The 23,207-nt window shown below is 75.3% G+C and carries 24 protein-coding genes and 1 pseudogene; 11 read left to right on the plus strand and 14 right to left on the minus strand.

Annotation, left to right across the window (positions count from 1 at the left end; genetic code table 11):
* Window positions 1–128 precede the first annotated feature (128 nt).
* Window positions 129–908, minus strand: a complete 780-nt coding sequence (locus tag AB0P06_RS23130) for a sigma 54 modulation/S30EA ribosomal C-terminal domain-containing protein (protein ID WP_363610225.1) — start codon at window positions 906–908, stop codon at window positions 129–131.
* Between the two features lie 582 nt (window positions 909–1,490).
* Between AB0P06_RS23130 and AB0P06_RS23135 the strand changes: the two genes are divergently transcribed.
* The gene (locus AB0P06_RS23135) at window positions 1,491–4,106 is read left to right on the plus strand and encodes a cytochrome P450 (RefSeq protein WP_363610227.1); all 2,616 of its coding nucleotides are present in this window, start codon (window positions 1,491–1,493) and stop codon (window positions 4,104–4,106) included.
* Here the strand turns inward: AB0P06_RS23135 and AB0P06_RS23140 are convergent.
* From AB0P06_RS23140 to AB0P06_RS23150, 3 genes are all read right to left on the minus strand, one after another.
* Window positions 4,084–4,254 carry a DUF6126 family protein gene (locus AB0P06_RS23140; RefSeq protein ID WP_363610229.1) on the minus strand — a complete coding sequence of 57 codons (171 nt, stop codon included), beginning with the start codon at window positions 4,252–4,254 and terminating at the stop codon, window positions 4,084–4,086. The two genes, AB0P06_RS23135 and AB0P06_RS23140, sit on opposite strands and share 23 nt — an antisense overlap.
* A 40-nt stretch (window positions 4,255–4,294) precedes the next feature.
* Entirely contained in the window at window positions 4,295–4,642 is a 348-nt protein-coding gene (locus AB0P06_RS23145; RefSeq protein ID WP_363610231.1) for a metalloregulator ArsR/SmtB family transcription factor, read from the minus strand.
* 304 nt (window positions 4,643–4,946) lie between these two features.
* Window positions 4,947–5,408, minus strand: a complete 462-nt coding sequence (locus AB0P06_RS23150) for a hypothetical protein (protein WP_363610233.1) — start codon at window positions 5,406–5,408, stop codon at window positions 4,947–4,949.
* Window positions 5,409–5,632: 224 nt separating this feature from the next.
* Here AB0P06_RS23150 and AB0P06_RS23155 point away from each other — a divergent pair, with 224 nt between their 5' ends.
* Window positions 5,633–6,064 (plus strand): polysaccharide deacetylase family protein, encoded by a 432-nt coding sequence (locus tag AB0P06_RS23155; RefSeq protein WP_363610235.1) that lies wholly within the window; start codon window positions 5,633–5,635, stop codon window positions 6,062–6,064.
* Window positions 6,065–6,083: 19 nt separating this feature from the next.
* Here the strand turns inward: AB0P06_RS23155 and AB0P06_RS23160 are convergent, their stop codons facing one another.
* Window positions 6,084–6,746: a TetR family transcriptional regulator gene (locus AB0P06_RS23160; RefSeq protein ID WP_363610237.1), complete on the minus strand. Its 663-nt coding sequence runs from the start codon at window positions 6,744–6,746 to the stop codon at window positions 6,084–6,086.
* Window positions 6,747–7,033: 287 nt separating this feature from the next.
* Here AB0P06_RS23160 and AB0P06_RS23165 point away from each other — a divergent pair, with 287 nt between their 5' ends.
* Window positions 7,034–8,398 (plus strand): FAD-dependent oxidoreductase, encoded by a 1,365-nt coding sequence (locus AB0P06_RS23165; protein WP_363610239.1) that lies wholly within the window; start codon window positions 7,034–7,036, stop codon window positions 8,396–8,398.
* Window positions 8,399–8,461: 63 nt separating this feature from the next.
* Here AB0P06_RS23165 and AB0P06_RS23170 read toward each other — a convergent pair whose 3' ends face one another.
* Window positions 8,462–9,616: a glycoside hydrolase family 3 N-terminal domain-containing protein gene (locus AB0P06_RS23170; protein WP_363610241.1), complete on the minus strand. Its 1,155-nt coding sequence runs from the start codon at window positions 9,614–9,616 to the stop codon at window positions 8,462–8,464.
* A gap of 118 nt (window positions 9,617–9,734) precedes the next feature.
* Window positions 9,735–11,255 carry a PLP-dependent aminotransferase family protein gene (locus AB0P06_RS23175; RefSeq protein WP_363610243.1) on the minus strand — a complete coding sequence of 507 codons (1,521 nt, stop codon included), beginning with the start codon at window positions 11,253–11,255 and terminating at the stop codon, window positions 9,735–9,737.
* Between the two features lie 28 nt (window positions 11,256–11,283).
* Here AB0P06_RS23175 and AB0P06_RS23180 point away from each other — a divergent pair, with 28 nt between their 5' ends.
* Window positions 11,284–12,144 (plus strand): methyltransferase domain-containing protein, encoded by an 861-nt coding sequence (locus tag AB0P06_RS23180; protein WP_363610245.1) that lies wholly within the window; start codon window positions 11,284–11,286, stop codon window positions 12,142–12,144.
* A 73-nt stretch (window positions 12,145–12,217) separates the two neighbouring features.
* Here AB0P06_RS23180 and AB0P06_RS23185 read toward each other — a convergent pair whose 3' ends face one another.
* Window positions 12,218–12,391 (minus strand): CsbD family protein, encoded by a 174-nt coding sequence (locus tag AB0P06_RS23185; RefSeq protein ID WP_363610247.1) that lies wholly within the window; start codon window positions 12,389–12,391, stop codon window positions 12,218–12,220.
* A gap of 134 nt (window positions 12,392–12,525) precedes the next feature.
* Window positions 12,526–13,254, minus strand: coding sequence for a TetR family transcriptional regulator (locus tag AB0P06_RS23190; protein WP_363610249.1), 729 nt, complete (start codon window positions 13,252–13,254; stop codon window positions 12,526–12,528).
* A gap of 95 nt (window positions 13,255–13,349) precedes the next feature.
* On the opposite strand from AB0P06_RS23190, the gene AB0P06_RS23195 reads away from it, so the two are divergent.
* Both AB0P06_RS23195 and AB0P06_RS23200 read left to right on the plus strand, forming a co-directional pair.
* Window positions 13,350–14,369 (plus strand): zinc-binding dehydrogenase, encoded by a 1,020-nt coding sequence (locus AB0P06_RS23195; RefSeq protein WP_363610251.1) that lies wholly within the window; start codon window positions 13,350–13,352, stop codon window positions 14,367–14,369.
* A 202-nt stretch (window positions 14,370–14,571) separates the two neighbouring features.
* Window positions 14,572–14,826: a hypothetical protein gene (locus AB0P06_RS23200; RefSeq protein WP_363610253.1), complete on the plus strand. Its 255-nt coding sequence runs from the start codon at window positions 14,572–14,574 to the stop codon at window positions 14,824–14,826.
* Between the two features lie 24 nt (window positions 14,827–14,850).
* Here AB0P06_RS23200 and AB0P06_RS23205 read toward each other — a convergent pair whose 3' ends face one another.
* Window positions 14,851–15,348 carry a MarR family transcriptional regulator gene (locus AB0P06_RS23205; RefSeq protein WP_363610255.1) on the minus strand — a complete coding sequence of 166 codons (498 nt, stop codon included), beginning with the start codon at window positions 15,346–15,348 and terminating at the stop codon, window positions 14,851–14,853.
* 91 nt (window positions 15,349–15,439) lie between these two features.
* Between AB0P06_RS23205 and AB0P06_RS23210 the strand changes: the two genes are divergently transcribed.
* The gene (locus AB0P06_RS23210) at window positions 15,440–16,369 is read left to right on the plus strand and encodes an EamA family transporter (RefSeq protein ID WP_363610257.1); all 930 of its coding nucleotides are present in this window, start codon (window positions 15,440–15,442) and stop codon (window positions 16,367–16,369) included.
* 17 nt (window positions 16,370–16,386) lie between these two features.
* On the opposite strand, the gene AB0P06_RS23215 is transcribed toward AB0P06_RS23210, so the two are convergent.
* On the minus strand, window positions 16,387–16,569 hold the full coding sequence (locus AB0P06_RS23215) for a hypothetical protein (RefSeq protein WP_363610259.1): 183 nt from the start codon (window positions 16,567–16,569) through the stop codon (window positions 16,387–16,389).
* 110 nt (window positions 16,570–16,679) lie between these two features.
* Here AB0P06_RS23215 and AB0P06_RS23220 point away from each other — a divergent pair, with 110 nt between their 5' ends.
* Together AB0P06_RS23220 and AB0P06_RS23225 are read left to right on the plus strand one after the other, a co-directional pair.
* Window positions 16,680–18,227, plus strand: a complete 1,548-nt coding sequence (locus AB0P06_RS23220; protein WP_363610261.1) for a prolyl oligopeptidase family serine peptidase — start codon at window positions 16,680–16,682, stop codon at window positions 18,225–18,227.
* 18 nt (window positions 18,228–18,245) lie between these two features.
* Window positions 18,246–18,332: pseudogene (locus tag AB0P06_RS23225) on the plus strand (hypothetical protein); the annotation flags it as partial.
* 81 nt (window positions 18,333–18,413) lie between these two features.
* Here AB0P06_RS23225 and AB0P06_RS23230 read toward each other — a convergent pair.
* A complete protein-coding gene (locus tag AB0P06_RS23230; protein WP_363610263.1) occupies window positions 18,414–18,797 on the minus strand; it encodes a hypothetical protein in 384 nt (127 codons plus the stop codon).
* Between the two features lie 398 nt (window positions 18,798–19,195).
* Between AB0P06_RS23230 and AB0P06_RS23235 the strand changes: the two genes are divergently transcribed.
* Window positions 19,196–19,849 (plus strand): hypothetical protein, encoded by a 654-nt coding sequence (locus AB0P06_RS23235; protein ID WP_363610264.1) that lies wholly within the window; start codon window positions 19,196–19,198, stop codon window positions 19,847–19,849.
* Window positions 19,850–20,073: 224 nt separating this feature from the next.
* On the plus strand, window positions 20,074–21,444 hold the full coding sequence (locus AB0P06_RS23240; RefSeq protein ID WP_363610265.1) for a lytic transglycosylase domain-containing protein: 1,371 nt from the start codon (window positions 20,074–20,076) through the stop codon (window positions 21,442–21,444).
* Window positions 21,445–21,460: 16 nt separating this feature from the next.
* Here AB0P06_RS23240 and AB0P06_RS23245 read toward each other — a convergent pair whose 3' ends face one another.
* On the minus strand, window positions 21,461–22,516 hold the full coding sequence (locus AB0P06_RS23245; RefSeq protein WP_363610266.1) for a DUF5954 family protein: 1,056 nt from the start codon (window positions 22,514–22,516) through the stop codon (window positions 21,461–21,463).
* A 272-nt stretch (window positions 22,517–22,788) separates the two neighbouring features.
* Window positions 22,789–23,207: hypothetical protein (locus tag AB0P06_RS23250; RefSeq protein ID WP_363610267.1), on the minus strand; the 419-nt coding region annotated here is incomplete at its 5' end.

Raw genomic sequence — 23,207 nt, forward strand, 5'->3', positions numbered from 1 at the left:
GTGCCCGTCGGTCGTGAACGCCCTGTCGTGCCAACGCCTGTCGTGCCCACGCCGGCCGTGTCGCGGCCGCCGTGCCGCACCGGCCGTCGTCGCGTACCCGTCAGCCGGTGGCGATCAGTTCCTGCCCATCAGTGGGCCTCCGCTACCGGCGTGATCAAGCCGTAGTGGCCGTCGTAGCGGCGGTACAGCACCCGGCCGCGGCCGTCCCCGGGGTCGGCGTAGAAGACGAAGGGCCAGCAGGTGAGCCAGAGTTGGCGGGCCGCCTCGGACAGGTCGAGCCGCGGCGCGGGGTGCGGGCTCTCGGTCAGGGGCAGCGCGGAGCCGCCGAACCGGGCGGTCGAATGGGCCCGGACCAGCCGGAAGCCGTCTCCCCCCGGCCGGCGGTGGACCAGGCTGTCCTGGCCGGTGAGCGCGTCGGAGAAGAGATGGAAGCGGCGGTCCAGGGCGAGCATCTCGCGCACGGCCTCGTCCGGCGCGCGGCGGGCGAGAACGACCGGTTTCCGGCGGGCGATCCGTCGTTCGGCGAGCGGGCGCGGGGCGTACTGCGGCCGATAAGCGCTGTCGTGCGCCGCGGCGAGCCCTATGTCCCCCTGCTCGCGCAGCCGCGCGGCCCGGCCGCCGAGCGTGCCGAGCGCCAGGTCCACCGCCTCGCGCATGGTCCCGGCGGCCAGTTGCGCCCGGACCGTGCCGACGCCGTCCAGTTCGATCTCGGCCTGGGCCACGGCGGGCCTGGACACCTCCCGGCAGCGGGTGTGGGTGAGCCTGATACGGGCCGCGTGCGCGTCCGGTCCGAGCGCCGCCGTCAGCTCCAACGCCCGGGCGCGCGCGTACTCGGCGTCGTCGCGGTGGAGTTCGCCTCGGATCTCCACCCGCACGTCGAGAGCGGGCCGGTGGCGCAGACGGGTCATCAGGATCCTCCTTGGTTCCGGACCATGCTGGACCTGCGGAGGGCCTCCGGCCGAGGGCCGAAAGACCCTGCCTGCCGGGCAACGGTCCTCCCCCCGCTCCGGCCTGGTCCGCGCAGGTCGGCCGGGGCCGCGGAAGGGCCTGCCGGACGACCCGCGCCGGCGCGTCCGCTCGATCGGCCGATGGGTCAGTTGCGGGCACGGGGGCGACCGGGCCAGACTCCGCCCGTGGAAGAGACGATCCCGCTGGAACCGGGCCATCCGCGCCGGCTGTCGCCCGCCCGCCCGGAGGAGGAACCGGCCGGCCCCGGCCGCCGGTTCTGAGCCGTCCGCGCCACCCCCCGAACCGCCGTCCGGCCCGCCCGGAGCCGGAATTCCGCCCGAGTGCGCGCGGCCGATCCACCAATGGGGTGATCCACGGGCATTTGGCGCAACGCCTGATCGAACGGCGCGTTCTCTATTGAGTGCGCCCTCCGGGAGCGGCGCGCGCGGGGGTCCGCGCTGGAGGGACCCTCGTCTCCCGGCTCTCGCGGCTCCGGCTCCGGCAGTACCGCCGCGTCGGCCCATCTGGTGAGAGGTGATGCCATGATCCTGACGACCGAGACGCGTAGACGAGCCGTTCCGCCCGGAACGGCTCCCGCGAAAACCCCCTCGACCGCTCCCCCGCCGGCGCCCGGCGCCGTACCGGGCCTCGGCCACGCCCCGGCCCTGCTACGCGACCCGCTCGGCTTCCTCGGCTCGCTCTCCCGCCACGGCGGTGTGGTGCAGGTCCGGCTGGGCCCACGGACGGTCTGCGTGGTCACCGACGCGAGTCTCGTCCACACCCTGCTCGTCGCCCTCGCCTACGACTGCCCACGCGGCGCCGTCCAGGACACTCTCAAAACGGCGTTCGGCGACGGTCTGCTGATGTCCGGGGGGAAGGCCCACCGGGACCGCCGCCGGCTGATCCAGCCCGTTTTCGGGCCGGACCGGATGGCCGACTACCTCGCGGTGATGCACCAGGTCACCGAGGAACGGGCCGGACGCTGGCGACCGGGCCAGGAACTGGACGTGGCGAAGGAGATGAACCACCTCGCGCTGGAGATCGTCACCAGGACGCTGTTCGACGCGCGGCTGAGCGAGGACGCCACCGTCGACTTCCACCGGGCGCTGCCGGACCTGGTCAAGGGCCAGATCGTCCAGTCGCTCTACCCGCACCCGAAGCTCGCCCGGCTGCCGCTGCCGGTCAACCGTCGCTTCGAGAACGCCGTCCGGGTGCTCAACCGGGTGGTCGACCAGGCCGTCAGCGGCGGCGCCCGGTCCGGCGGCACGAACGGCACCCTGCCCGCGCTGCTGCGCGTCGCCACCGACCCGGCCACCGAACGGCCGCTCACCGAGGCGGACGTACGTTCCGAGGCGATCACCATGTTCGGCGCGGGCACCGAGACCGTCTCCACCACGCTCACCTGGCTGCTCGACGAACTGCTGCGGCACCCCGAGGTGGAGACCCGCGTCCTCGCCGAGCTGGACGAGCACCTCCCGGCCGGCGCCGTGCCCACCCCCGACGCGCTCGCGAAGCTCACGTACACCCGCAGCGTCACCCAGGAGGTGGTGCGGCTGCACGCGCCGAACGCCTTCCTGATGCGGACCGCCGCCGTCCCGGTCGAGCTCGGCCCGTACCTGATCCCGGCCGGCACCGAGCTGCTGTACAGCCTCACCGCCCTGCACCGCGACCCGGCGCTCTACCCCGAGCCGCTGCGGTTCCGGCCCGAGCGCTGGCGTGAGGGCGGCGACGCGGCCGGTGCCGGGCGGCAGGCGTTCCTGCCGTTCGGGGCGGGCAAGCACAAGTGCATCGGCGAGGCCTTCGCCTGGGCCGAGCTGACCGTGGCCGCCGCCGCGATTCTGCGCCGGTGGCGGCCGGTGGCCGTCGCGGGGACCAGGGCCCGCGAGGTGGTCTGGACGACCGTCCAGGCCCAGGGGCTGCGCATCCGGCTGACCCCGCGCAACGGTCACGCGTCCCGCTCCCGCCCCGGCGGCGCCGCCACCCCGCAGGACGGCGCGGCCCCCGGTGACGGTGAGGCCCCGAGCCCGTGCCTGATCCCGGGCCCGCGGGCGGCACCGCTGTCGCCGGCCGCCCAGGCGGCACGGACCGTCCCGGCGGCACGCACCGCCGCCCCGGTGCCGCGGACCGCCGCCGTGCCACGGCCGGCCTCGGCGGTTCAGCCGGCCCTGACCGCCCATCCACCCGCCACCGTCTGCCCGGCCGCCGTCCTCATGCCCGCCCGCATCCCCGCCGAACTGCGCACCCCCGAGGGGTCGCAGGCCTCCGGCGAGCTACGGGCCACCACCGCACGGCACGCCGACTGGGTGCTGGACCACGGCCTGCTTCCCCTGAGCGGCCTGCCCCGCTACCAGGCCTACGGGCTGCCCAAGCTGATCGGCCACGCGTACCCCCGTGCCGGGGGCGCCGAACTCGACCTGCTGGTGGACCTGCTCGGCTGGTTCACCATCCTCGACGACCGCTTCGACGGCACCCCCGGCCGCCACCCGGCCGAGGCCCACGCGATCATCGACCCGCTGCTCGCCGTCCTGGCCGGAGACGACCCGACCCCGACCTCGGTGGGCGCCCAACTCCTGTACGCCTGGCGGGAACTCTGGCACCGCCAGGGCGGTCCCATGTCGCCCGCCTGGCGGGACCGGGCCGCCCGCGAATGGCGGACCTGTCTGGAGACCTTCCTCACCGAGTCCGCGCACCGGGCCAAGGGCACCGCCCCCGGCCTCCCCGAGACCATGGGCCTGCGCCGCCACGCCAGTTGCCTCTACCCGTTCATGAACATACTGGAACGGGTCCAGGGCGCCGACGCGCCGGACGGGCTGCACGCCGAGCCCGCGCTGCACCGGTTGCGCGCGCACACCGCCGACGCCGCGACGCTGATCAACGACTTGTTCTCACTGGAACGGGAGGAGCGCCAGACGGCGACCGCCTTCAACACCGTCCTGACCCTGCAACGGGTCCGCGGCTGTACCCGCCGCGAGGCCGTCCTGGAGGTCCGCGCCCGGATCTCGGACCTGAGGGAGGAGAGCGAGACCCTGCGCCGCCGGCTGCTGCGCCGGCACCCGGCGGGCCTCTGGTACCTCAACGGCACCCGGGAACTGGTCGACGGCGTCTACGCCTGGACCAGTACCAGCCGCCGCTACCTCAGTGACGGTCGCCGAGGGTGAACAGCAGCAGCACGAAGCCGGCGAACAGGTGCGTGGCGAAGATGTAGATGCCCGCGCGGATGAGCATGGCCTTGCGCCTGCTCTTCTCGTCGCTGGTGCCGTCGGCCATGGCCGGGTTCTCCTTCGGTGGGTCGGGTGCGGCGGGCACGGCCGTCGGGTGGCCCGGCCGGGGCGGGGCCACCCGGCGCTCAGCCGCTCCTCAGCTGGGCTGCGGGCGCCCGCAGCTCCGTGAGCAGCGTGCCCTGGTCGGTGATCAGCTCGGTGAGGATGCGGCGGGCGGCGCGCAGCAGGTCGGCGACGTCCGGGGTGCTCAGCGCGTAGACCACGGTGTTGCCCTCCCGGGTGGCCGTGACCAGCTGGGTCCGGCGCAGCACCGCGAGCTGCTGGGAGAGGTTGGACGGCTCGATCCCGATCTCGGCCAGCAGTTCGCGCACCGGGCGCGGCCCGTCCTGGAGCAGTTCCAGGACGCGGATCCGGACGGGATGCCCGAGGGTGCGGAAGAACTCCGCCTTGGCCTGGTACAGCGGGACCGCCATCGTCCGCTCTCTCCCTGGTGCTCGGGTGGTTGCTGCCCGGGCGGGTGGTGCCCGGGTGGCCGGGCCTCGCGTGGGTGTGCCTCGCGTGGGTGGACAGCCGGGCCGGGCACCCGGGCCTCGCACGCGGGGCGCACACGGCCAGGAAGCATCATCCTTATGGATGAAGATTTCTTCAAGTTGTCACCGTCGACGGCCACCGGGGAAGGCCGGGCCCGGCCCGCGCCGACGGGGCAGGAGACACCCGGAAACGACCGACGGGTCCGGGGCTGGCAGCCCCGGACCCGTCAGCCGCTGTGGTCGGCGGTCAGCAGACGACCGGGACGTCCACGGTGACCGGGGACGGGCCCCACCCGAAGTCGACCACGCTGAAGCTGCCGTGGACGGTGGAGCCGCACGGCACGGTGCCGCTGAAGCCGTTCACCCGGACGGTGGTGGCCCTGAACAGCGTGCCGCCGCTGACCGTACCGAGCGAGGCGCCGCCGACCACCTGGCCGGAGACGCTGGTGAGCAGCTGACGGGTCGGCAGCTCCGGGCTGCCCGGGCTGGGCGGGCCCGCCAGGCTGATCTGGCCGTAGAGCTGCACGCTGTCACCGGTGACGTCGGCACACAGGGTGGTCCCCAGTCCGGACTGCAGCCCCCAGGCACCACAGGTCGTGGTGGTGGTGAGGGTGGTCGCACCGGTGGTGGCCGCGCCGGCCTGGACCGGGACGGCGAGCAGGGCGACCGCACCGGCGGCGCCCGCCGCGATCTGGGCGATTCGGTTCATCGAAGTCTCCTGACGTTCATCTTGTTCATCTGGTGGACACAACGTCATGGCACATGTGACATTTCACATGTGCCATGACGTGACCTTCTCATGGGTTTCCAATGCCTGGGTCAAGTTCTGCACAGGAAACCGTGCAACAGGCTAAAAGTTGACCTTCGATGGCGAGATCCCAGCGTGCCCAGGGCCGCGCGTGCCCCGGCGGGGGCCGGCGCGTTGGACGGAGCGTGAAACGCATCCCCACCGCCGTGGCCGCCCTCGCCGCCGTCCTCGCCCTGGTCGCGGCGGCCACCCCGCCCGCGCGGCTGCTCGGCACCGAGGTCCGGCGGATCCCGACCGAGGACCGGGTGCTGGCGCTGACCTTCAACGCGGCCTGGAACGACACCGGCCTGGACACCACCCTGGCGGTGCCGCGGGAGCGGACGGCGCCGGCCACCTTCTTCCCCACCGGGGAGTTCGCCGACCGGCACCCGTCCGCCGTCCGGACGATGGCCGCCGCCGGGCACGGGCTCGGCGCCATCCTCCAGCTCCACGTCGGCACACCGGAGGAGAACGGCCCGGGCACCTGTCTGGACGCCGAGGCGCTGCCCCTGATCATCGACGCCGTCCACGCCCGCGGCTACCGGACCGTGGATCTGCGCACCCTGCTCGACACCTGAGCGGCGGCGGCCGGGCGGATCAGCCGGCCTCCGACCAGCGGCCGGCGATCGCGGAGCCGAGGCTGCCGAAGCAGGCGTCGACGGTGCCGAGCAGGGTGTCCAGGTCCCGGGTGCCGCTCGCCTGCCAGGAGCGGACGGCGACCGTCATGGCCGCGGCGTGCACGGAGACCAGGAGCTGGGGGCGCGGGTCGGCCGGGTCCCCGAGGTGCTCACGCGCGGCGAGGATCGTGGCGAGCGCGTCCTGGTGGGCCAGGAGGGCGTGGTGGAGGGAGGCGAGCAGACCCGGCGTGCGCGCGACCAGTTCCAGGACGGCGACGCACGTCGGCGTGCCGCGGTGGTCGGGAAGGGCCCGGGCCACCTCGCACAGGGCATGGCGGGTGGCTTCGCGCAGCGCGGTCAGCGGGGCCTCACCGGCGGGTCTGCGCACGAGTTCGTGCGCGGTCAGTGCGGCCATCTCCCGGAACACGGCGAGCAGGACGTCCTCCTTGCCGGTGAAATAGCGCAGCACCGTGCGTTTGGAGACGTCGACCGCGGCCGCGATGTCGTCCAGGGTGGTGCCCTCGAAGCCCCGGGAGCCGAACAGGTCGAGGGCGGCGTGGCGGAGCGCGTCGCGGGTCCTGAGCTTCTTGCGGTCGCGCAGTCCGGTGGAGGCGGCGGTGCGGCCTGCCGGGCTCGGGTGCATGCGGGGTTCCTCCTGGGCGGGACTGCGTACCGGTGGTGGCGGGTCGAGGGCCGCCCGAGGGCTGCCCGAGGATTCTGTCACCTGGTGCCATATGCTTCTGGGTGACATGACTGCCCGGCTCTCGGCGGGGCCGGTGACATTGATGCCGTCAGGAGCACGCGGGTCGGCCGGGACACGCCGGTCATAGCTTGGAGCTATGGGCCCATAGACCGCCACCGACTACCGCGGGCCCACCGGGTGGGCTTGTCTCGATCCGTCTGTCCGCGCTGCCTGGAGGAACGTCTCGCATGCCTCGTCCCATCCGTGTCGCAATAGTCGGCGCCGGTCCGGCCGGCATCTACGCCGCTGACGCGCTGCTGAAGTCCGACGCCGCACAGGACCCGGGGGTGTCCGTCGACCTGTTCGAACGGATGCCCGCGCCGTTCGGGCTGATCCGCTACGGCGTGGCGCCCGACCACCCGCGGATCAAGGGCATCGTCACCGCGCTGCACCAGGTGCTGGACAAGCCGCAGGTACGGCTCTTCGGCAACGTGGACTACCCGGGCGACATCACCCTGGACGACCTGCACCGCTTCTACGACGCGGTGGTCTTCGCCACGGGCGCGATGGCCGACCGGGCCCTGGACGTCCCCGGGATCAACCTGGACGGCTCCTTCGGCGCCGCGGACTTCGTCTCCTGGTACGACGGCCACCCGGACGTCCCGCGGACCTGGCCCCTGGAGGCCGAGAAGGTCGCCGTCCTGGGCGTGGGCAACGTGGCCCTGGACGTCGCCCGGATCCTGGCCAAGACCGCCGACGAGCTCCTGCCCACCGAGATACCGCCGAACGTCCACGCGGGCCTGCGGCAGAACAAGGCCGTCGAGGTCCACGTCTTCGGCCGCCGCGGCCCCGCGCAGGCCAAGTTCAGCCCGATGGAGCTGCGGGAACTCGACCACTCCCCGAACATCGAGGTCATCGTCGACCCCGAGGACATCGAGTACGACGAGGGCTCCATCGCCGAACGCCGCGGCAACCGGCACGCCGACATGGTCGCCTCCACCCTGGAGAAGTGGGCCATCCGCGACACCGGCACCCGCCCCCACCGGGTCCACCTGCACTTCTTCGAGTCCCCCGAGGAGATCCTCGGCGAGGACGGGCGCGTGGTCGGGCTGCGGACCGAACGCACCGAGCTCGACGGCACCGGCAACGTCCGCGGCACCGGCCGTTTCACCGACTGGGACGTCCAGGCCGTCTACCGGGCGGTCGGCTACTACTCGGACGAGCTGCCCAAGCTGCCCTTCGACCTGGCCTCCGGCACCGTCCCCAACCAGGCCGGCCGGGTGCTGGCCGCCGACAGCAGCCACGAGACCGCCGTCTACGTCACCGGCTGGATCAAGCGCGGCCCCGTCGGGCTCATCGGCCACACCAAGGGCGACGCCAACGAGACCGTCGCCTGCCTGCTCGACGACCACACCGCCGGCCGCCTCCCCGGCGCCACCGCACCGGAGCCGGACGCCGTCACGGCCTTCCTGGAGGAGCGCGGCGTCCGCTACACCACCCGGGACGGCTGGTACCGGCTCGACGCCCACGAGCGGGCCCTGGGCGCGGCGGAGGACCGCGAGCGCGTCAAGGTCGTCGAGCGGGAGGACATGCTCCGCCACAGCGGTAGCTGACCGGGTGCCGTCGGGACCGCCGGGGCGGGCGGAGCGCCCGTCCGGCGGCCCCGACGGGGCGGACTACCGTACGGCCGACCGGAGTTCGCCGATCCGGTGGACCGCCCCGGTGAAGGCGGCGCGGTCGAGCCGGCCGCCGTCCAGCGCCTCGGCGAGCGCGGCCGCCGCGTCGTCGCCCTGCTGGACGTCCCGGGCCGAGCAGAGCAGCAGGTCCATCCCGGCCTCGGCGGCGGCGATCGCCCGGGCGCCGGTGTCGCCGTACGGGGCGAGGGCGCCGGCCTCCAGGGCGTCGGTGACGGTGACGCCCCGGAAGCCGAGGCGTTCGCGCAGCTCGCCCTGGACCACGACCGGCGACAGGCCGGCCGGGCGCTCCCCGTCCAGCGCCGGGTAGACGGCCCAGGAGGCCATCACCAGCCGCACCCCGGCGGCGATCGCGGCCCGGTACGGCTCCTCACCGCGGGCGCGGAGGTCGGCGAGCGGGACGGGGAGGGTGACGGGCCGCTCGTCGGTGTTCTGGTCGCGGGCGGCGGAGCCGAGGCCGGGGAAGTGCTTGGCCGTGGCGGCGATCCGCAGACTCTGCTGGGCGGCGAGGAAGGCGCTTCCCAACTCGCCGACGGTGGCGGGGTCCTGGCCGTAGGAGCGCTCGAAGTGGTCGATGAAGTCGTCGGCGGTGTCGTAGACGTCGAGGACGGGTGCGAGGTTGACGTTCAGACCGGCGCCCGCGAGGTTGCTCCCGGCCCCGGTGCCCGAGCGGGCGGCCTCGGCGAGCGGGTCCGGCGCCAGGCCGGTCCGGCGGGCGGAGAGTTCGGGCGCCCCGGGCAGCCGGCGGATCTTTCCGCCCTCCTGGTCGGTCATCAGCAGCAGCGGCGCGGACCCCGGGGACTCCGCCGCGGCCCGCTTCAACTGGTCGACGGCGGAGTGGAGTTGTTCGGTTCCGGTGATGTTCTCGCCGAACAGGATCACCCCGGCCGCCCGGCCCTCGCGGATGGCCCGGAGCAGGGCGGGCGGCGGGACCGGGCCGGGGTAGGAGTAGACGATCCGCCGGCCGGCGAGCAGCCGGGACTCCGGTGTGGACATGGGCGTCGCCCTCTCGGTCGGGGCGGGCGACCACCGGGCCGCCCGATGGGGTGTCCACGCCGACCCGGCCAGGACCGGGAGCAGGGCGGTGAGCAGCACCGCGAGCGCCGCGGCACGGACGGTCCGCCGGAGCGACGGCATCGGGCCTCCCGGGGGTGGGGGTGGGGGGTCGGTGCGTCACGGTACCGAGACCGGTCCGGCCCCGGGCCGCGCAACGCGCCCGTCGGCGCCCCGCGTCACCCCACCCGCCGCCCCCGCCTCACCCCATCCGGCGCAGCAGCCGGCCGAGCACCGCGATGCCGTCCTCGATCCCGCCCGGTGCGCCCGCCGCGTAGCCGAGGACCAGCCCGGGCGGGTGCGGCAGCCGGGCGTGCCAGGACAGCGGCTGCACCTTCACCCCGTGGGCGAGGGCCGCCGCGGCGAGTTCGGTGTCGGAGCAGCGGAGGCCCGCCGGAAAGGTGAGCATCAGATGCAGCCCGGCCGCCGCGCCGTGGACGACCGCGCCCGGCAGGTGGGCGCCGATCGCCGCGATCATCGCGTCCCGGCGGCGGCGGTGGCGCCGGCGCAGCAGCCGCAGGTGCCGTTCCAGCTCGCCGGAGTCCATCAGCCGGGCCAGGACCAGCTGCGGCAGGACGGCGTTGCCGAGGTCCGCGAACCGCTTGGCCGCGACGACGGCCTCCCGGTACCGGGGCGGGACGAGCAGCCAGCCGGTGCGCAGGGCGGGCGCGAGCAGTTTGGAGACGCTGCCCGCGTAGCAGACCCGGTCGGGGAGGACGGCGCGCAGCGCGGGCACCGGGGGCCGGTCGTAGCGGTGCTCGGCGTCGTAGTCGTCCTCGACGACCAGGCCGCCCTCGCCGGCCCAGCGGATCAGTTCGCGCCGCCGCCCGCCGCCGAGCACCACGCCGGTCGGGTACTGGTGGGCCGGGGTGACCAGGACGGCGGGGGCGCCGGTGGCGCGCAGCGCGTCCACCCGGAGGCCTTCGGCGTCCACCGGTACGGGCGGGGTGGCGGTGAGCCAGTGGCCGAGGTGCTGGCGGGTGCCGAGCGAGCCCGGGTCCTCGACCGCGATCTCGGTGATGCCGCTGCCGCCGAGCACCTGGCCGAGCAGACCGAGCGCCTGGGCGGTGCCGGCGACGATCAGCACCTCGTCGGGGTCGGCCCGGATGCCGCGGTTGCGGGCCAGCCAGTGGGCGACGGCCCGGCGCAGCGCGGGGGTGCCGCACGGGTCGCCGTAGCCGAGGTCGTGGGGGCGGAGGCCGTCGAGGGCGGCGCGCTCGGCGCGCAGCCAGGCGGCGCGGGGGAAGGCGGCGAGGTCGGGCACGCCGGGCGAGAGGTCGATCCGGGCGGGGGCGGCGCGCAGCGCGTCGAAGGTCTCGGGGACGGGGTCGGCGTCGAACAGTGCGGCGGGTTCGCCCGGGTGCCACGACCGCCCGGGTGGCGGCGGGTCCGCGGCGTCCGTCGGGGCGGGCCGGGGCGGGGCGGGCGCGCCGACCACGACGGTGCCGCCCCTCCCCCGGCCGGCGACCTGGCCCTCCTCGGCGAGGCGCCGGTAGGCGTCGGTGACGACCCCCCGGGAGACCCGCAGCTCTCCGGCCAGTACCCGGCCGGCGGGCAGCCGGGTGCCGACCGGGAGGCGGCCGTCGGCGATCGCCTCCCGCAGCCGCCGGGCCAGCCAGTCGGCGAGCCCGCCGGGCGGGGCGTCGGCGGTGTCGAGCTGGAGGAAGTCGGAGGCGCCGGCCCTTTTGGACCTGTCAACGGCGCTCTCATTGGACCTGTTCACCGGTCCATTGTGCGGCCAGGGTGGGGGCATGACCACGGAGACGACGCACCGCACGGCGGTGCACGAGGACGTTCAGGACCACCGTCCCGGCTATGTGCACGGGTATTCGGTCACCGAGGCGCGGCGGCTCGGCGAACAGGCCGACACCCTGGCGGAGTTGCTGCACGCCGGTACGGCGTACCCGGCGGGCGGCCGGGTGCTGGAGGCGGGCTGCGGCGTCGGGGCGCAGACGGTGCACCTGCTGGCGTCCAGCCCGGGCGTGCGGCTGACGGCGGCGGACCTCTCGGCCGAGTCGCTCGCCCGGGCGCGCGAAGCGGTGGCGGCCCACGCGCCCGGCGCCCGGGTGGACTGGCACCACGGGGACCTGCACGACCTGCCGTTCGCGGACGGCTCCTTCGACCACGTCTTCGTCTGCTTCGTGCTGGAACACCTGGCGCGGCCGCAGGCCGCACTGGCCGCGCTGCGGCGGGTGCTGCGGCCGGGCGGCACGATCACGGTGGTCGAGGGCGACCACGGTTCGGCCTTCTTCCACCCGGACAGCGCCCCCGCCCGGGCGGTCGTGGACCAGCTGGTCCGGCTGCAGGCGGCGGCCGGCGGTGACGCTCTGCTCGGCCGGCGGCTGCACCCGCTGCTGGCGGACGCGGGCTTCCGGGACGTCGCCGTCGAGCCGCGTACCGTGTGCGCCGACGGGAGCCGCCCGGCGCTGGTCGAGGGCTTCACCCGGCGGACCTTCATCGCCATGGTCGAGTCGGTACGCGCCGACGCGCTCGCCGCCGGTCTCACCACGGCCGCCGCGTTCGACCGGGGGCTGGCCGATCTGCGCCGGACGGCGGAGCCCGGCGGAACGTTCCACTACACCTTCTTCAAGGCGGTCGCCGTGCGGCCCTGACGGGGGCGGCCCGTGCCGGGCGGACCGCCGTACGCGCGGGACTCGGCGCGTACGACGGTCCGCCCGGCCGGGCTCAGTGCTTCGTCGCGTCCTTGACCTTCTCGGCCGCCTGCTTGAGGTCGCTCTTCACCTGGGTGCCCTTGCCCTCGGCCTCCTTGGTCCGGTCACCGGTGACCTTGCCCGCGACCTCCTTGGCCTTGCCCCGGGCCTTCTCCGCGGCGTTGTGCAGCTTGTCGTCCGTACCCATCGCGGCGACTCCTCTCCGTGCCGGGCGGGCCGAGTGCCCGCCCAGCAGGCGCCTGCCCCGGATCGCCACGGCCATGCGGACGATTCCGGAGGAAAACCGGCGACATCGCCCCGGCGCCGCCGGCCGGGCGGGCCTCACGGCGCGAGCGCGCCCGCGATCCACCGCCGGGCCTCGGCGCCCGCCGCCGTCAGCTCCAGCTCTCCGGGCGCCGCCGCGGCCTGCACGACCAGGCCCTTGAGCACGGCGACCGCGACCACCGCGAACGCCTCCGGGTCCACTCCGGCCCGCACCTCCCCGGCCGCCGCGCCCTGGCGCACCACCGAGACCACCCAGAGCCGCATCCGCGCGTCGAGTTCGGCCACCGCGGGGGCCAGCTCCGACGCGCCCGCCAGTGCCTCGGCACCCAGCACCAGCAGCGCCCGCTGGAGGTCGGTCGGGTGCCGGGCCACCTCCAGCCAGGTCTCCGTGAAGCGCAACAGCTCCTCGACCGCGCCGCCGCCCGCCCGCTCGGGCACGGCCGAGGCCGTCGCGTCGGCGAGCACCACCTCCTGCAGCCGGGCCAGCAGGACGGCCTTCGAGCCGAAGTAGTGGGTGGCCAGGCCCCGGCTGAAGCCCGCGGCCTCGCCCACCCGCGCCAGCGTCACCCCGGCGCTGCCGTGCTCCGCGATCAGCCGGGCGGCCGCGGCGAGCAGCGCCGACTCGGCCGCGGCCCGACGCTGCGCCTGGGTCCGCCGACCGGACTGCCCCGACGCCTCGCGCGCCGCCGAACCGGTCTGCGGGCCGGCCATCGGGCCGGTCATCGGGCCGGCCGCGGACCCGGTCGGTGCGGTCCGAGCCGCCGAGGGCTCCCCGTGATTGTCCATACCCCCATGATAGAGTCGAACTTGCTTGTTGAACAACAAGTAAGTCTGCGGGTCGGCGACCCCCCTGCCGCCGCCCCGTCGGAAGGGAGATCCGGATGACCGCCACCGCAACGATGCTCGCCGGACGGCTCGACGTCGCCCAGGGCGCCTTCGCCCTGGAAGAGGTCCCCGTCCCCACTCCGGGCCCGGGCGAGGTCCTGATCAAGGTCGAGGCCGCCGGCGTCTGCCTGTCCGACGTCCACCTGATCGAGGGCATGCTCAAGCCCCTCTTCCTCAAGGGCGACAAGGTCACCCTCGGCCACGAGGTGGCCGGCACCGTCCACCTCCTCGGCGAGGGCGTCACCGGGGCCCGGGTCGGCGACCGGGTGCTGCTCCAGGCCGGCGAGACCCGCGACGGCGCCGTCCACACCCGCGGCGTCGACTACGACGGCGGCTGGGCCGAGTACGCGCTGGCGACCGTCGGCACCCTCGTCCCCATCCCGGACGACCTGCCGTTCGAGCAGGCGTGCTTCATCCCCGACGCGGTCTCCACCCCCTGGGCCGCCATCACCGGCACCGGCGCGGTGCGCCCCGCCGAGGCCGTCGGCGTCTGGGGCGTGGGCGGCCTCGGCGCCCACGGCGTCCAGTCGCTGCGGGCCATCGGCGCGTACCCGATCATCGCCGTCGACCCGCTGCCGGCCGCCCGCGACCGGGCCCTGGAATTCGGCGCCGACCTCGCCCTCGACCCGGCCGACCCGGACTTCGCCGCCACCGTGCGCACCGCCACGGGCGGTCGGGGCCTGGCCGCGGCGTTCGACTTCGCCGGGGTGGCACCGGTGCGCGAGCAGGCCATGGCCTCGCTGGGGGCGAACGGACGGCTGGTGCTGGTGGGCCTCACCGACAAGCCGCTGACGGTCACCAACGGCACCCTGCTGAGCTACCTCAAGCAGCAGATCCGCGGCCACTACGGCTCGGCACCCGAGGACGTCGTCGACCTGGTCGACCTGGTGCGCGGCGGGCGGCTGGAGTTCTCCCGCTCGGTGAGCGCGACCTTCCCCCTCTCCGACGCCGCCAAGGCCGTCGAGGCGCTGGAGAAGAAGGAGGGCAATCCGATCCGGCTGGTCCTCACGCCGTGATCCTCACGCCCCGGCAACGGGCGGGGCGCGCCGTCCGGACGGGCGCCCGTGCGGGGACTCCCCCGCGCGGGCGCCCGTCGCCGTCCCCGCACGGTTCGGACGCGGGGCGCCGCCGACCCGCCCTCACCGGTACGGACGGCGCCACCCGCGCGGCGACGGGCGGGTGACCGGCGGGCGGCGCGACAGCCGGAAGAATGGCCGCATGACGAGCCCTCAGCAGCAGCCGCGCGGCCTGACCTCCCTGATCCCCACCGGCCGGACCAGCAGTGCCGGTGACCGGGCCGCCGCCCAGCTGCTCCACCTGCGCGAGACCACCCTGCCCGCCCCGGTCGTCGCGGCCGCCGCCGAGCTCATCGCCGACCGCCTCGACGACCCGGACCCGGTCACCCGGGCCGCCGCCGCGGCCGTCCACACCCTCCTGACCGCCGCCCTGGAAACCACCACGCCGTCCCAGTGACGGGCCGCCCGGGCCGGGGCCGGGTCAGTGCGCGTCGTCCCCCAGCGCCGCGAGCAGCGTCCGCAGCGCGTCCACCAGCGCGTCGGTCCGCGCCGCGTCCAGACCGGCCAGGACGCGGCGTTCGGCGGAGAGATGGGCCGGCAGCGCCCGGTCGACCAGGGCGTGGCCCTCGGGGGTGAGGGCGACGTCCCGGCTGCGGCCGTCCGAGCCGCTGGGCGTACGGGTGACCAGACCCCGGGCCTCCAGCCGGTCGAGCCGCTGGGTGATGGCACCGGAGGTGACCATCGCGGACCGCATCAGGCCGGTGGGGGTCAGCCGGTAGGGCGGGCCGCTGCGGCGCAGCGTGGCGAGGACGTCGAAGGAGGCCGCGTCCAGGTCGTAGTCGGCGAAGTTCCGCTTCAGCTCCGCGTCCACCAGCCGGTAGAGCCGCTTGAGCCGGCCGATCACCTCCATCGGGGAGACGTCCAGGTCCGGGCGCTCCGCGCCCCACTGCTTCACCACTCGGTCCACGTGATCTGCCACCACTTCAGCCTAGAGGATTCCTTAGCGGTGAGATACCTCACACCACCCGATTGGACCCAGATGTGCCTTAGCGCTGAGATACATTGGCTTAGTGCTAAGGAATCGACTCGGAATCGTCCTGCTGACCGCCCTCGCCCCCGTCATCTGGGGCTCGACCTACCTCGTCACCACCGAACTGCTGCCGCCCGACCGCCCGCTGCTCGCCGGCGTGCTCCGGGCCCTGCCCGCCGGGCTGCTGCTCGTCGCCGTCACCCGCCGCCTGCCGAAGGGCAGTTGGTGGTGGCGCTCACTGATACTGGGCGCGCTCAACATCGGCGCGTTCTTCGCACTGCTCTTCATCGCCGCCTACCGCCTGCCCGGCGGGGTCGCGGCCACCGTCGGCGCCGTCCAGCCGCTGCTCGCCGCCGGACTCTCCGCCGGGCTGCTCGGCGAACGGCTCTCGCTGCGAACCGTCCTGTCCGGCATCGCCGGAGTGGCCGGGGTCAGCCTGCTGGTGCTGCGGGCCGGCGCCCGGCTCGACACCCTCGGGGTCGCCGCCGCGCTCGGCGGCGCGGTGGTGATGGCCACCGGCGTGGTCCTCGCCAAGCGGTGGACGTCACCGGCGCCGCTGCTCGCCACCACCGGCTGGCAGCTCACCGCGGGCGGCCTGCTGCCGCTCCCCGTCGCCCTCGCCGTGGAGGGTGCCCCGCCCTCCCACCTCACCGGCGCCAACCTGCTCGGCTACGGCTACCTCGGCCTGATCGGCGCGGCCGTGGCGTACGCGCTCTGGTTCCGGGGCATCCGGGCCCTGCCGCCGACCTCCGTGACCTTCCTCGGGCTGCTCAGCCCGGTGGTCGCCACCGCCCTCGGCTGGCTCGCCCTCGGCCAGGACCTCTCACCCGTCCAGGCCCTCGGCGCGCTGATCGTGCTCGGTTCACTGGTCGCCGCCCAGACCCAGCGCCCGCGCCCCGCACCGACCCCCGCACCGGCCCCTGCGGCAGCCGACGCGCCCGCACCGGCCCGCCTGGCCGAGCCCGCCTGAACCCCGCACCGCCCGGCTCAGCCCTCCTCACCCCCGGCGAGCGCACCGGCCGCTACCGGCTCGGCCGTGACGTACTCGTGGTGGACACCGAGGGCATTTCCATGGAGGACCTCGCCGTCGCCCTCCTCGACGAGGCCGAGCACCCCGTCCACCCGCACCCGCTTCACGGTGGCGTACTGAGGCCCGGGGGCTGCCCCCACCCCCGGACGGGGGACCTCCTGATGGTCCGTCGGGTGGCCGGCGGGCCAGGCTGGACCCGCCGGAGATCCACCGCCGCCGGGAGACGGCCCGACCTCACGGGGGAACCACCATGCCTCGTCCACCGAAGCGGACGCGCGAGCGGCCACCGGGCCGGACCGCCCGGGCCGGCCTGCTGCGGGCCGCCCTCCTCGCCGCACTGTCGGTGCTGCTCCTGGCACCGTCCGCCGCCTTCGGACAGCCACCCGCCTCGGCCGGCACCGGGAACGCGACGGCGGACGTGGCCGCCACCGACGTCCGGTTCACCGGCGCCGACGGCGTCACCCTGCACGGCACCGTGCTCGCCCCCGGCGGCACGGGCGGCGCACCGGGGCCCGCGCTGGTGATGGTGCCCGGGGCCGGACCCGGCGGCCGGGAGGAACTGCGCCCCGCCGCCGAGGCGTACGCGCGGCACGGCATCGTCACGCTGGTCTACGACAAGCGCACCGACGGGTACTCGATGACCCACCGCGACTACTCCCAGCTCGCCGACGACGCCCTCGCCGCACTCGCCGCGCTGCGCGAGCGGCCCGGCGTCGACCGGTCGCGGACCGGGGTGTGGGGGCTGTCGGAGGGTGCCTGGGTGGTCTCGCTGGCCGCCGGCCGCTCGTCGGACGTCGCGTTCGTGGTCACCGCCGGGGCGGTCGGCCTCAGCCCGCTGCGCCAGCAGGCCTGGGCGTACGGCGGCTACCTGCGCCACCACGGCGTGCACGGGTCGCTGCTCCCGGCCATGCAGCGGACCGCCGCCCGGGTGGTGGCGGGCGCCGGGCTCTTCCCCGAGGCGGACTACGACCCGGTGCCCGCCTGGACCGGGGTGCGCCAGCCGGTGCTGGCCGAATGGGGCACGCTCGACCGGGAGGCCGCGCCCCAGGAGAGCGCGGCGATCATCCGGGACGCGCTCGACCGGGGCGGCAACACCCACTACACCCTGCGCGCCGTCCCCGGCGTCCGGCACAACCTCAACCGCACCGCCGACGACGGCTTCGACCGCCCGTCCGACCTCCCGCCGGACTACGCCGACGCCGAGTCCGCCTGGATCCACCACCTGGCCGACGGGCCGCCCGCGATCAGCGTCGACGCGATGCCGCCGCAGGAGTACCGGAGCACGGCGCTCACCCCGCTCGCCGGCTACGAGGGGCCGTGGCTCCAGCTCGCGGCCGTCCTGGTGTGCGGCGTCGGCTTCGCCGGCTATCCGCTGACGGCGCTGGTCCGCCGCCTCCGGCCCGGAGGGCGGGCCGACGCCCCGCGCACCCCGTCGGCCCGCCCCGCCCGCTGGCTGGCCGGCGCCGGGCTGACGGCCCTGGCCGGCGGCCCGCTCTACCTCCTCTTCATGGTCGTCACGGCGGGCGCCCTCCCCGGCCCGGTCCTGCTCGGCCGACCGCTGCCCTGGCTCCTGCTCCAACTCGCCGCCGTCACCGCGGTGGTGGCCGCCACCGCGCTCGCCGTCAGGTTCGCCGCCACGCTCGCCGTCCGCCGACGGCGCATCCGCGGCGCCGGCGGCGGACCGGCCGCGGGCGCGTCCGTACCCGCCCGCGCCGAGCGGGTCCGGCTGGGCCTGCTGGCCGTCGCCGCCGTGGTGTTCGTCCCCTGGGCGCTCTACTGGGGCCTGCTGATCCCCTGACCGCCCGGGCCCGACTCCTGCGTACGGGACCTCGTCGACGGCTATCTGCTGACCGGCCGCACCCCGGCCCGTGACCTCATCTGCCCGTCGCCGCAAGGTGCCTGAGACCGGACGGAGCCGCTGCCCGCGGGCGGGACCGACGAGTGCCGGTCCCGCCCGCGGGCACTCGGGGCGGCCCGACCGCGGTCAGTGGGGTGCGTGATGGGTGTCGCCGACATGCTCACCGGTCTCGTGGTCGGGGAAGCTGACGGCCAGGGTGACGCGGTACTCGAAGACGTCGTCCCGGTGGCCCGGGACGCGGGCCCAGGCGAGTGAGTGGACCTCGGCCTCCGGGGCCTGGCGGCACCAGGCGGCGGCCTCCTCCAGCGCGCGGGCGGCCGAACGACCGGTGCACACCACCGCCGTGTACGCCGCGACCGACACGTCCCCGCCGCTCCGGCCGACGCGGGACACCGCCCGGACGGCGGCCGCGGCATGGGTCAGGTCGCGGGCCAGGTCGTCGATCACCCGAGGTGGCGCCGGCAGGACGGCAGGCCCCTCGGCGACGGTCTCCGGCAGGTTCGTGCTCACTGTCAGGGCCTCCATCCGCATGGTCAACGGGCACAGCATGCCGGGCCGCGATTCCTGGCATGACCACTTTCACCAGAACGTCACCCGCCCGGGGAGGCGATGGTGTAGAACCGGCCGCCCGCACACCCGTCCTGACCGTGCACGGCGGGTTCGGGGCGGCGCATCGGGCCAGGTCAGGGTCGGCGGCCGCAGGCGCCGCCGGGGAGCCCGGGCGGGCAGGTCTGTACCACCCCCGTGCCCCGAACCGCCCGTTCCGCCCCCGGGCACGCCCGGTTCACGTCCGTTACGCGCCCGGGCAACTCCCGTTGCAGGAACGGAAAATACCGGCCGACGGCAACCAGTAGCATCCTGACCGTCGCAGTCCGCCGAAGCGGCGGGCGCCACCGGAAGGAGTCCCCATGCAGGTCAACTCATCGATCCAGGAAGGCCGCCGGTACGGCTGGCTGCCCGCGCTGGCACTCGCGGCGGTCGCGGTGGCGGGGTGTTCCTCCTCGGGCGGCGGTGGTGCGGCGGCCGCGTCCGCGCCGGTGTCCACCCCACCCGCGACCACGGCCTCCGCACCCGTCACGCCCGCCACACCCGCCGCCGGAGCGGCGAACCCCGCACCGACCGCCGCACCGGCCGGCAAGCGGCCCGCCGACGCCTGCACGATGCTGACGTCCGCCCAGGTCGTCGCCGTCGTCGGGACCGCCGGACCGTTCAGGGGCACCCACCCCGACCCGGCGAGCGACGGCAGCGCGGTCTGGGGCTGCACCTGGGGATCCCGCCAGTCGTACGCCGCCATCAAGGAGACCGCGCCCGACACGCTCGCGCGGGTCAGGGCCGACAGCGACCTCGCGGTCACCACCGTGCCGGGGATCGGCCAGGAGGCCGTCGCCACCGCGTGGAAGAAGGACGGCACCCGGCCGATCCTGTACCTGGTGGCGGGCGGTCACACCTACTCCGTCGCGGTGGTCAAGGACCGCGGTCCGGGCGACGACGTCAACGCGCCCGCGGAGACCCTCGCCGAGGCCGCGCTGGCGACGACGCTCGCGGTGTCGCTCACCTCCTGACCGGGCGCGGGCCGCCGGCCCTGCGCCGGTTGCCCGGACCGACCACCGTGAACTGCCCGTTCACCGAACCGTGGGGCCCCGGACCGCCATCGGCCACCCTGTCCGCGTCAGATCGTCGTGATACTAATCATTCCGGAAACGAGCTCTGTCATGCACTGGCAGGCACGATGTTGACAGCCTGTCCGTTCTCGGGGAGTCCGGACGGCAACGGGGAGGGGCACCGCATGATGGCGAGGTTCGGCAGCGGACAGGGCGGCCGCAGGCTGCGACTGGGCAAGCGGGTGACAGGGACGGCAGCGGCGTTCACGGCGCTCGCCGCGCTGACCGGTTCTCAGGTGACGGGCCTCGGGCTCGTCCCGGTCGCGGCCGCCGACGCCGTGCCGCCCGTCACCGACCCGGCCACGCGGGGCTCCTCCTTCCCCGTGCCGCCCGGCACCGTGCTGCCCACGGCGTTCGGCACGCCCGGCACCGGCGGCCCGGTGGACGGCGGCGGCCCGCTGGCCCTGCCGCAGCCGCCCACCACCCTGCCGGGCGACCCGTCCGCCGGGCCGTTCCGTACCGGGCCCGCGCTGCCGGAGACCGTCTCCGCCGCCTACCACAAGGCCGAGGCCGCGCTCGCGCAGCGCTCGCCCGGCTGCCACCTGCCGTGGCAACTGCTGGCCGCGATCGGCGAGGTCGAGTCCGGCCAGGCCGACCGGGGCCGGGTGGACGCCGCCGGGACGACCTACCGCGCCATCCTCGGCCCGGTGCTCGACGGCAACGGCTTCGCCGCGATCGCCGACACCGACGGCGGCCGCTACGACGGCGACAGCCGCTGGGACCGGGCCGTCGGCCCGATGCAGTTCATCCCCTCCACCTGGGCGGTCTGGGGCGTGGACGCCAACGGTGACGGCAAGGCCGACCCCAACAACATCTTCGACGCCGCCGAGGCCGCCGGGCGCTACCTCTGCGCCGGCGGGCGGAACCTCTCCGACCCGGCGCAGCTCGACCGGGCCATCCTCAGCTACAACAACTCGGGCGAGTACCTTCGGACCGTCAAGAACTGGATGGCCCACTTCGGCAGCGGCACCACGACCACCACCCCGGACCTCCCGGCCGCCGCCACCCCGCCGACGACCGCCCCGACGACCACGCCGACGCCGGTGCAGCCTCTGCCGAAGCCCTCGTCGAGCGCCGAGCCGCCGGTCACCCAGCCGTCGCCGTCCGGAAGCCCGTCCCCCACCACAACTCCCACGACGGTGCCCACCACGACGCCCGGCACCACGCCGACGGGGACGCCGACCGGGACGCCCACGCCCACCGGGTCGCCCTCGCCGTCCGCCACGGCGACCCCGACCCCGAGCGCGACGCCCACCGCCACGCCCACCGGCACCCCGACCGAGTGCCCCACCACCACGCCCACGGCGGCCCCCTCCGGCACCCCGACCACGGGCCCGAGCCCGTCGGCGTCCGCCTCGGCCACCGCGACGCCCACCGCTCCCGGCTGCGCGACCGCCACCCCCGAGCCGACCTCCTCGGTCTCGGCGACCACGTCCGCGCCGACGGCCGCCGCCACCCCGACCGCCGGGCTCTCCCCCTCGCCCACCGCCCGCTGACCCCGCCGGCGCCGCCTCAGCCGTCCGCCTCCACCTCGTCGTCCTCGTCGTCGTAGCAGAGGCCGGCCTCCCGCTCCTGCTGCTCCTGCACCTTGAACGGGACGTCCGGGTCCCAGTCCGAGGTGCGGGGCAGTTCGGGTCCGTCGGGGCCGAGGCGGACGACCGGTTCGACGCGGACCAGCTGGAACCGGCGGTCGGCGGCCTCGACGCTGTTCCCGCGTTCGGCGTCGAGGCGGTCGGCCGCCTCGGCGTACCGGGCGCGCTCGTCCTCCGTCAGGTGCGGCAGCAGGCTCGGCGCGAACTCGCGCAGATACGCGGCGAGGCTGTCGCGGGCGGCCTGCGGGGTCTCGCAGGCGTTGGTCATCGGCCCCCAGCGGCCGTCCTCGTACTCGGCGACGGCGCAGTGCACCGGCAGCACGAACACATTGGGGTACAGGTACGAGGCGAGCCGGGCCTCGGCCCGGACGTCCTCGGGAATGCCGTGGCCGGTCGGCACCAGGGACATCATGTCCAGCCGGAGGATGCCGTCCACCAGCGTGACGTCGGCGGCCGGGTCGATGACGAACCCGTTGACGCGGGAGAGCGCCTTGTACCCCTGGCCGACCGGGGCTGGGTCCGGATCGGTGGGACGCGGCGGTTCGACGCCCTCGGGGCCCCCGCGCAGGACCTGTTCCGCGCGGAAGATCCGGTACTGTCGCCCGGCGACGGCCAGTTCGTCGAGTCGCTCCCACTCCAGCCGCTGGTACCCGGCGGTGTAGGCGGCCCGTTCCTCGTCGGTGATCTCCCAGGTGGCGGCGCCCCACTGGCCGGGCTCGGCGAGCGCCCAGCAGCGGAAGACATGGCCGAGGTCGTCCCGGGCCGTCTGCGGGGTGGTCGAGCGGAACCCGAGGATCCGCCAGGCCCCCTCCTCGGTGCGTTCCAGGCAGCCGAAGACGGGTGGCATCATCAGCAGATTCGGGTACCGCTCGCGGGCCGCCCAGGCTTCCAGGCCCGCCACCGCGGAGACCGGGTCGTCGGTGTGGGCGATCCGAACGGTGAGGTGGTCCGGCAACTGCACAGCGTCATCATCCATGCCGCCAGTGTTAGCGGACGCCGTCGGCGGACCGCAGCCCGTTCACCGAAGTCCACCCGACCCGGGAATCCCTGAGGGACCGTCGGGCGCCGGCCCGGCTCGCCTCCCCCGGACACCCGGACCCGGCGCGTCAGCGGTTCGTCGCGCCGGGTCCGGGGGTCGTCGCACGGATTCCCACGTCGCCCCGGGAGGCCGTGGACGGCGTGCGTGCAGTGCGTGCAGTGCGTGCAGTGCGCAGGGTATGTGCAGTGCGCGGAGTCCGCCCTGTCCGGTCAGTGCCTGCGCCAGAGCGTCCAGCCCTGCTTCCGGTCGAACTTCTCGACGTACCACTCGGCGGGGTGGTTCGGCCAGTACGAGTCCGGCTCCTTGCCCTCGGCGGGCGGCGGGGTGACGACTGCGGTCGCCTCCGCCGGAATCGACTGCCAGCGCGGGTCGCGGGACCAGACCCGGCCCTGGTAGACCTCGAAGGCCTGCGTCCCCCGCAGGGCCCAGTCGATGTCCCAGGCGAACACCACGTTGTCCCCGGGCTTGATCCCGGTGCTCTTGGTGAACCCGGTCGCCGAGCCCTTGCGGGCCTTCCAGTGGGGGTAGCTGAGCTGCTCGGTGATGGTGGCGGTGGCGAACCCGGCGAAGAGCGCGAGCGAGATGCCGACCGCCCAGAGCACCCGGCGGCCGCCGGCCAGCAGCAGCA

It is taken from the genome of Kitasatospora sp. NPDC088351, assembly GCF_040685575.1.
Classification (GTDB): domain Bacteria; phylum Actinomycetota; class Actinomycetes; order Streptomycetales; family Streptomycetaceae; genus Kitasatospora.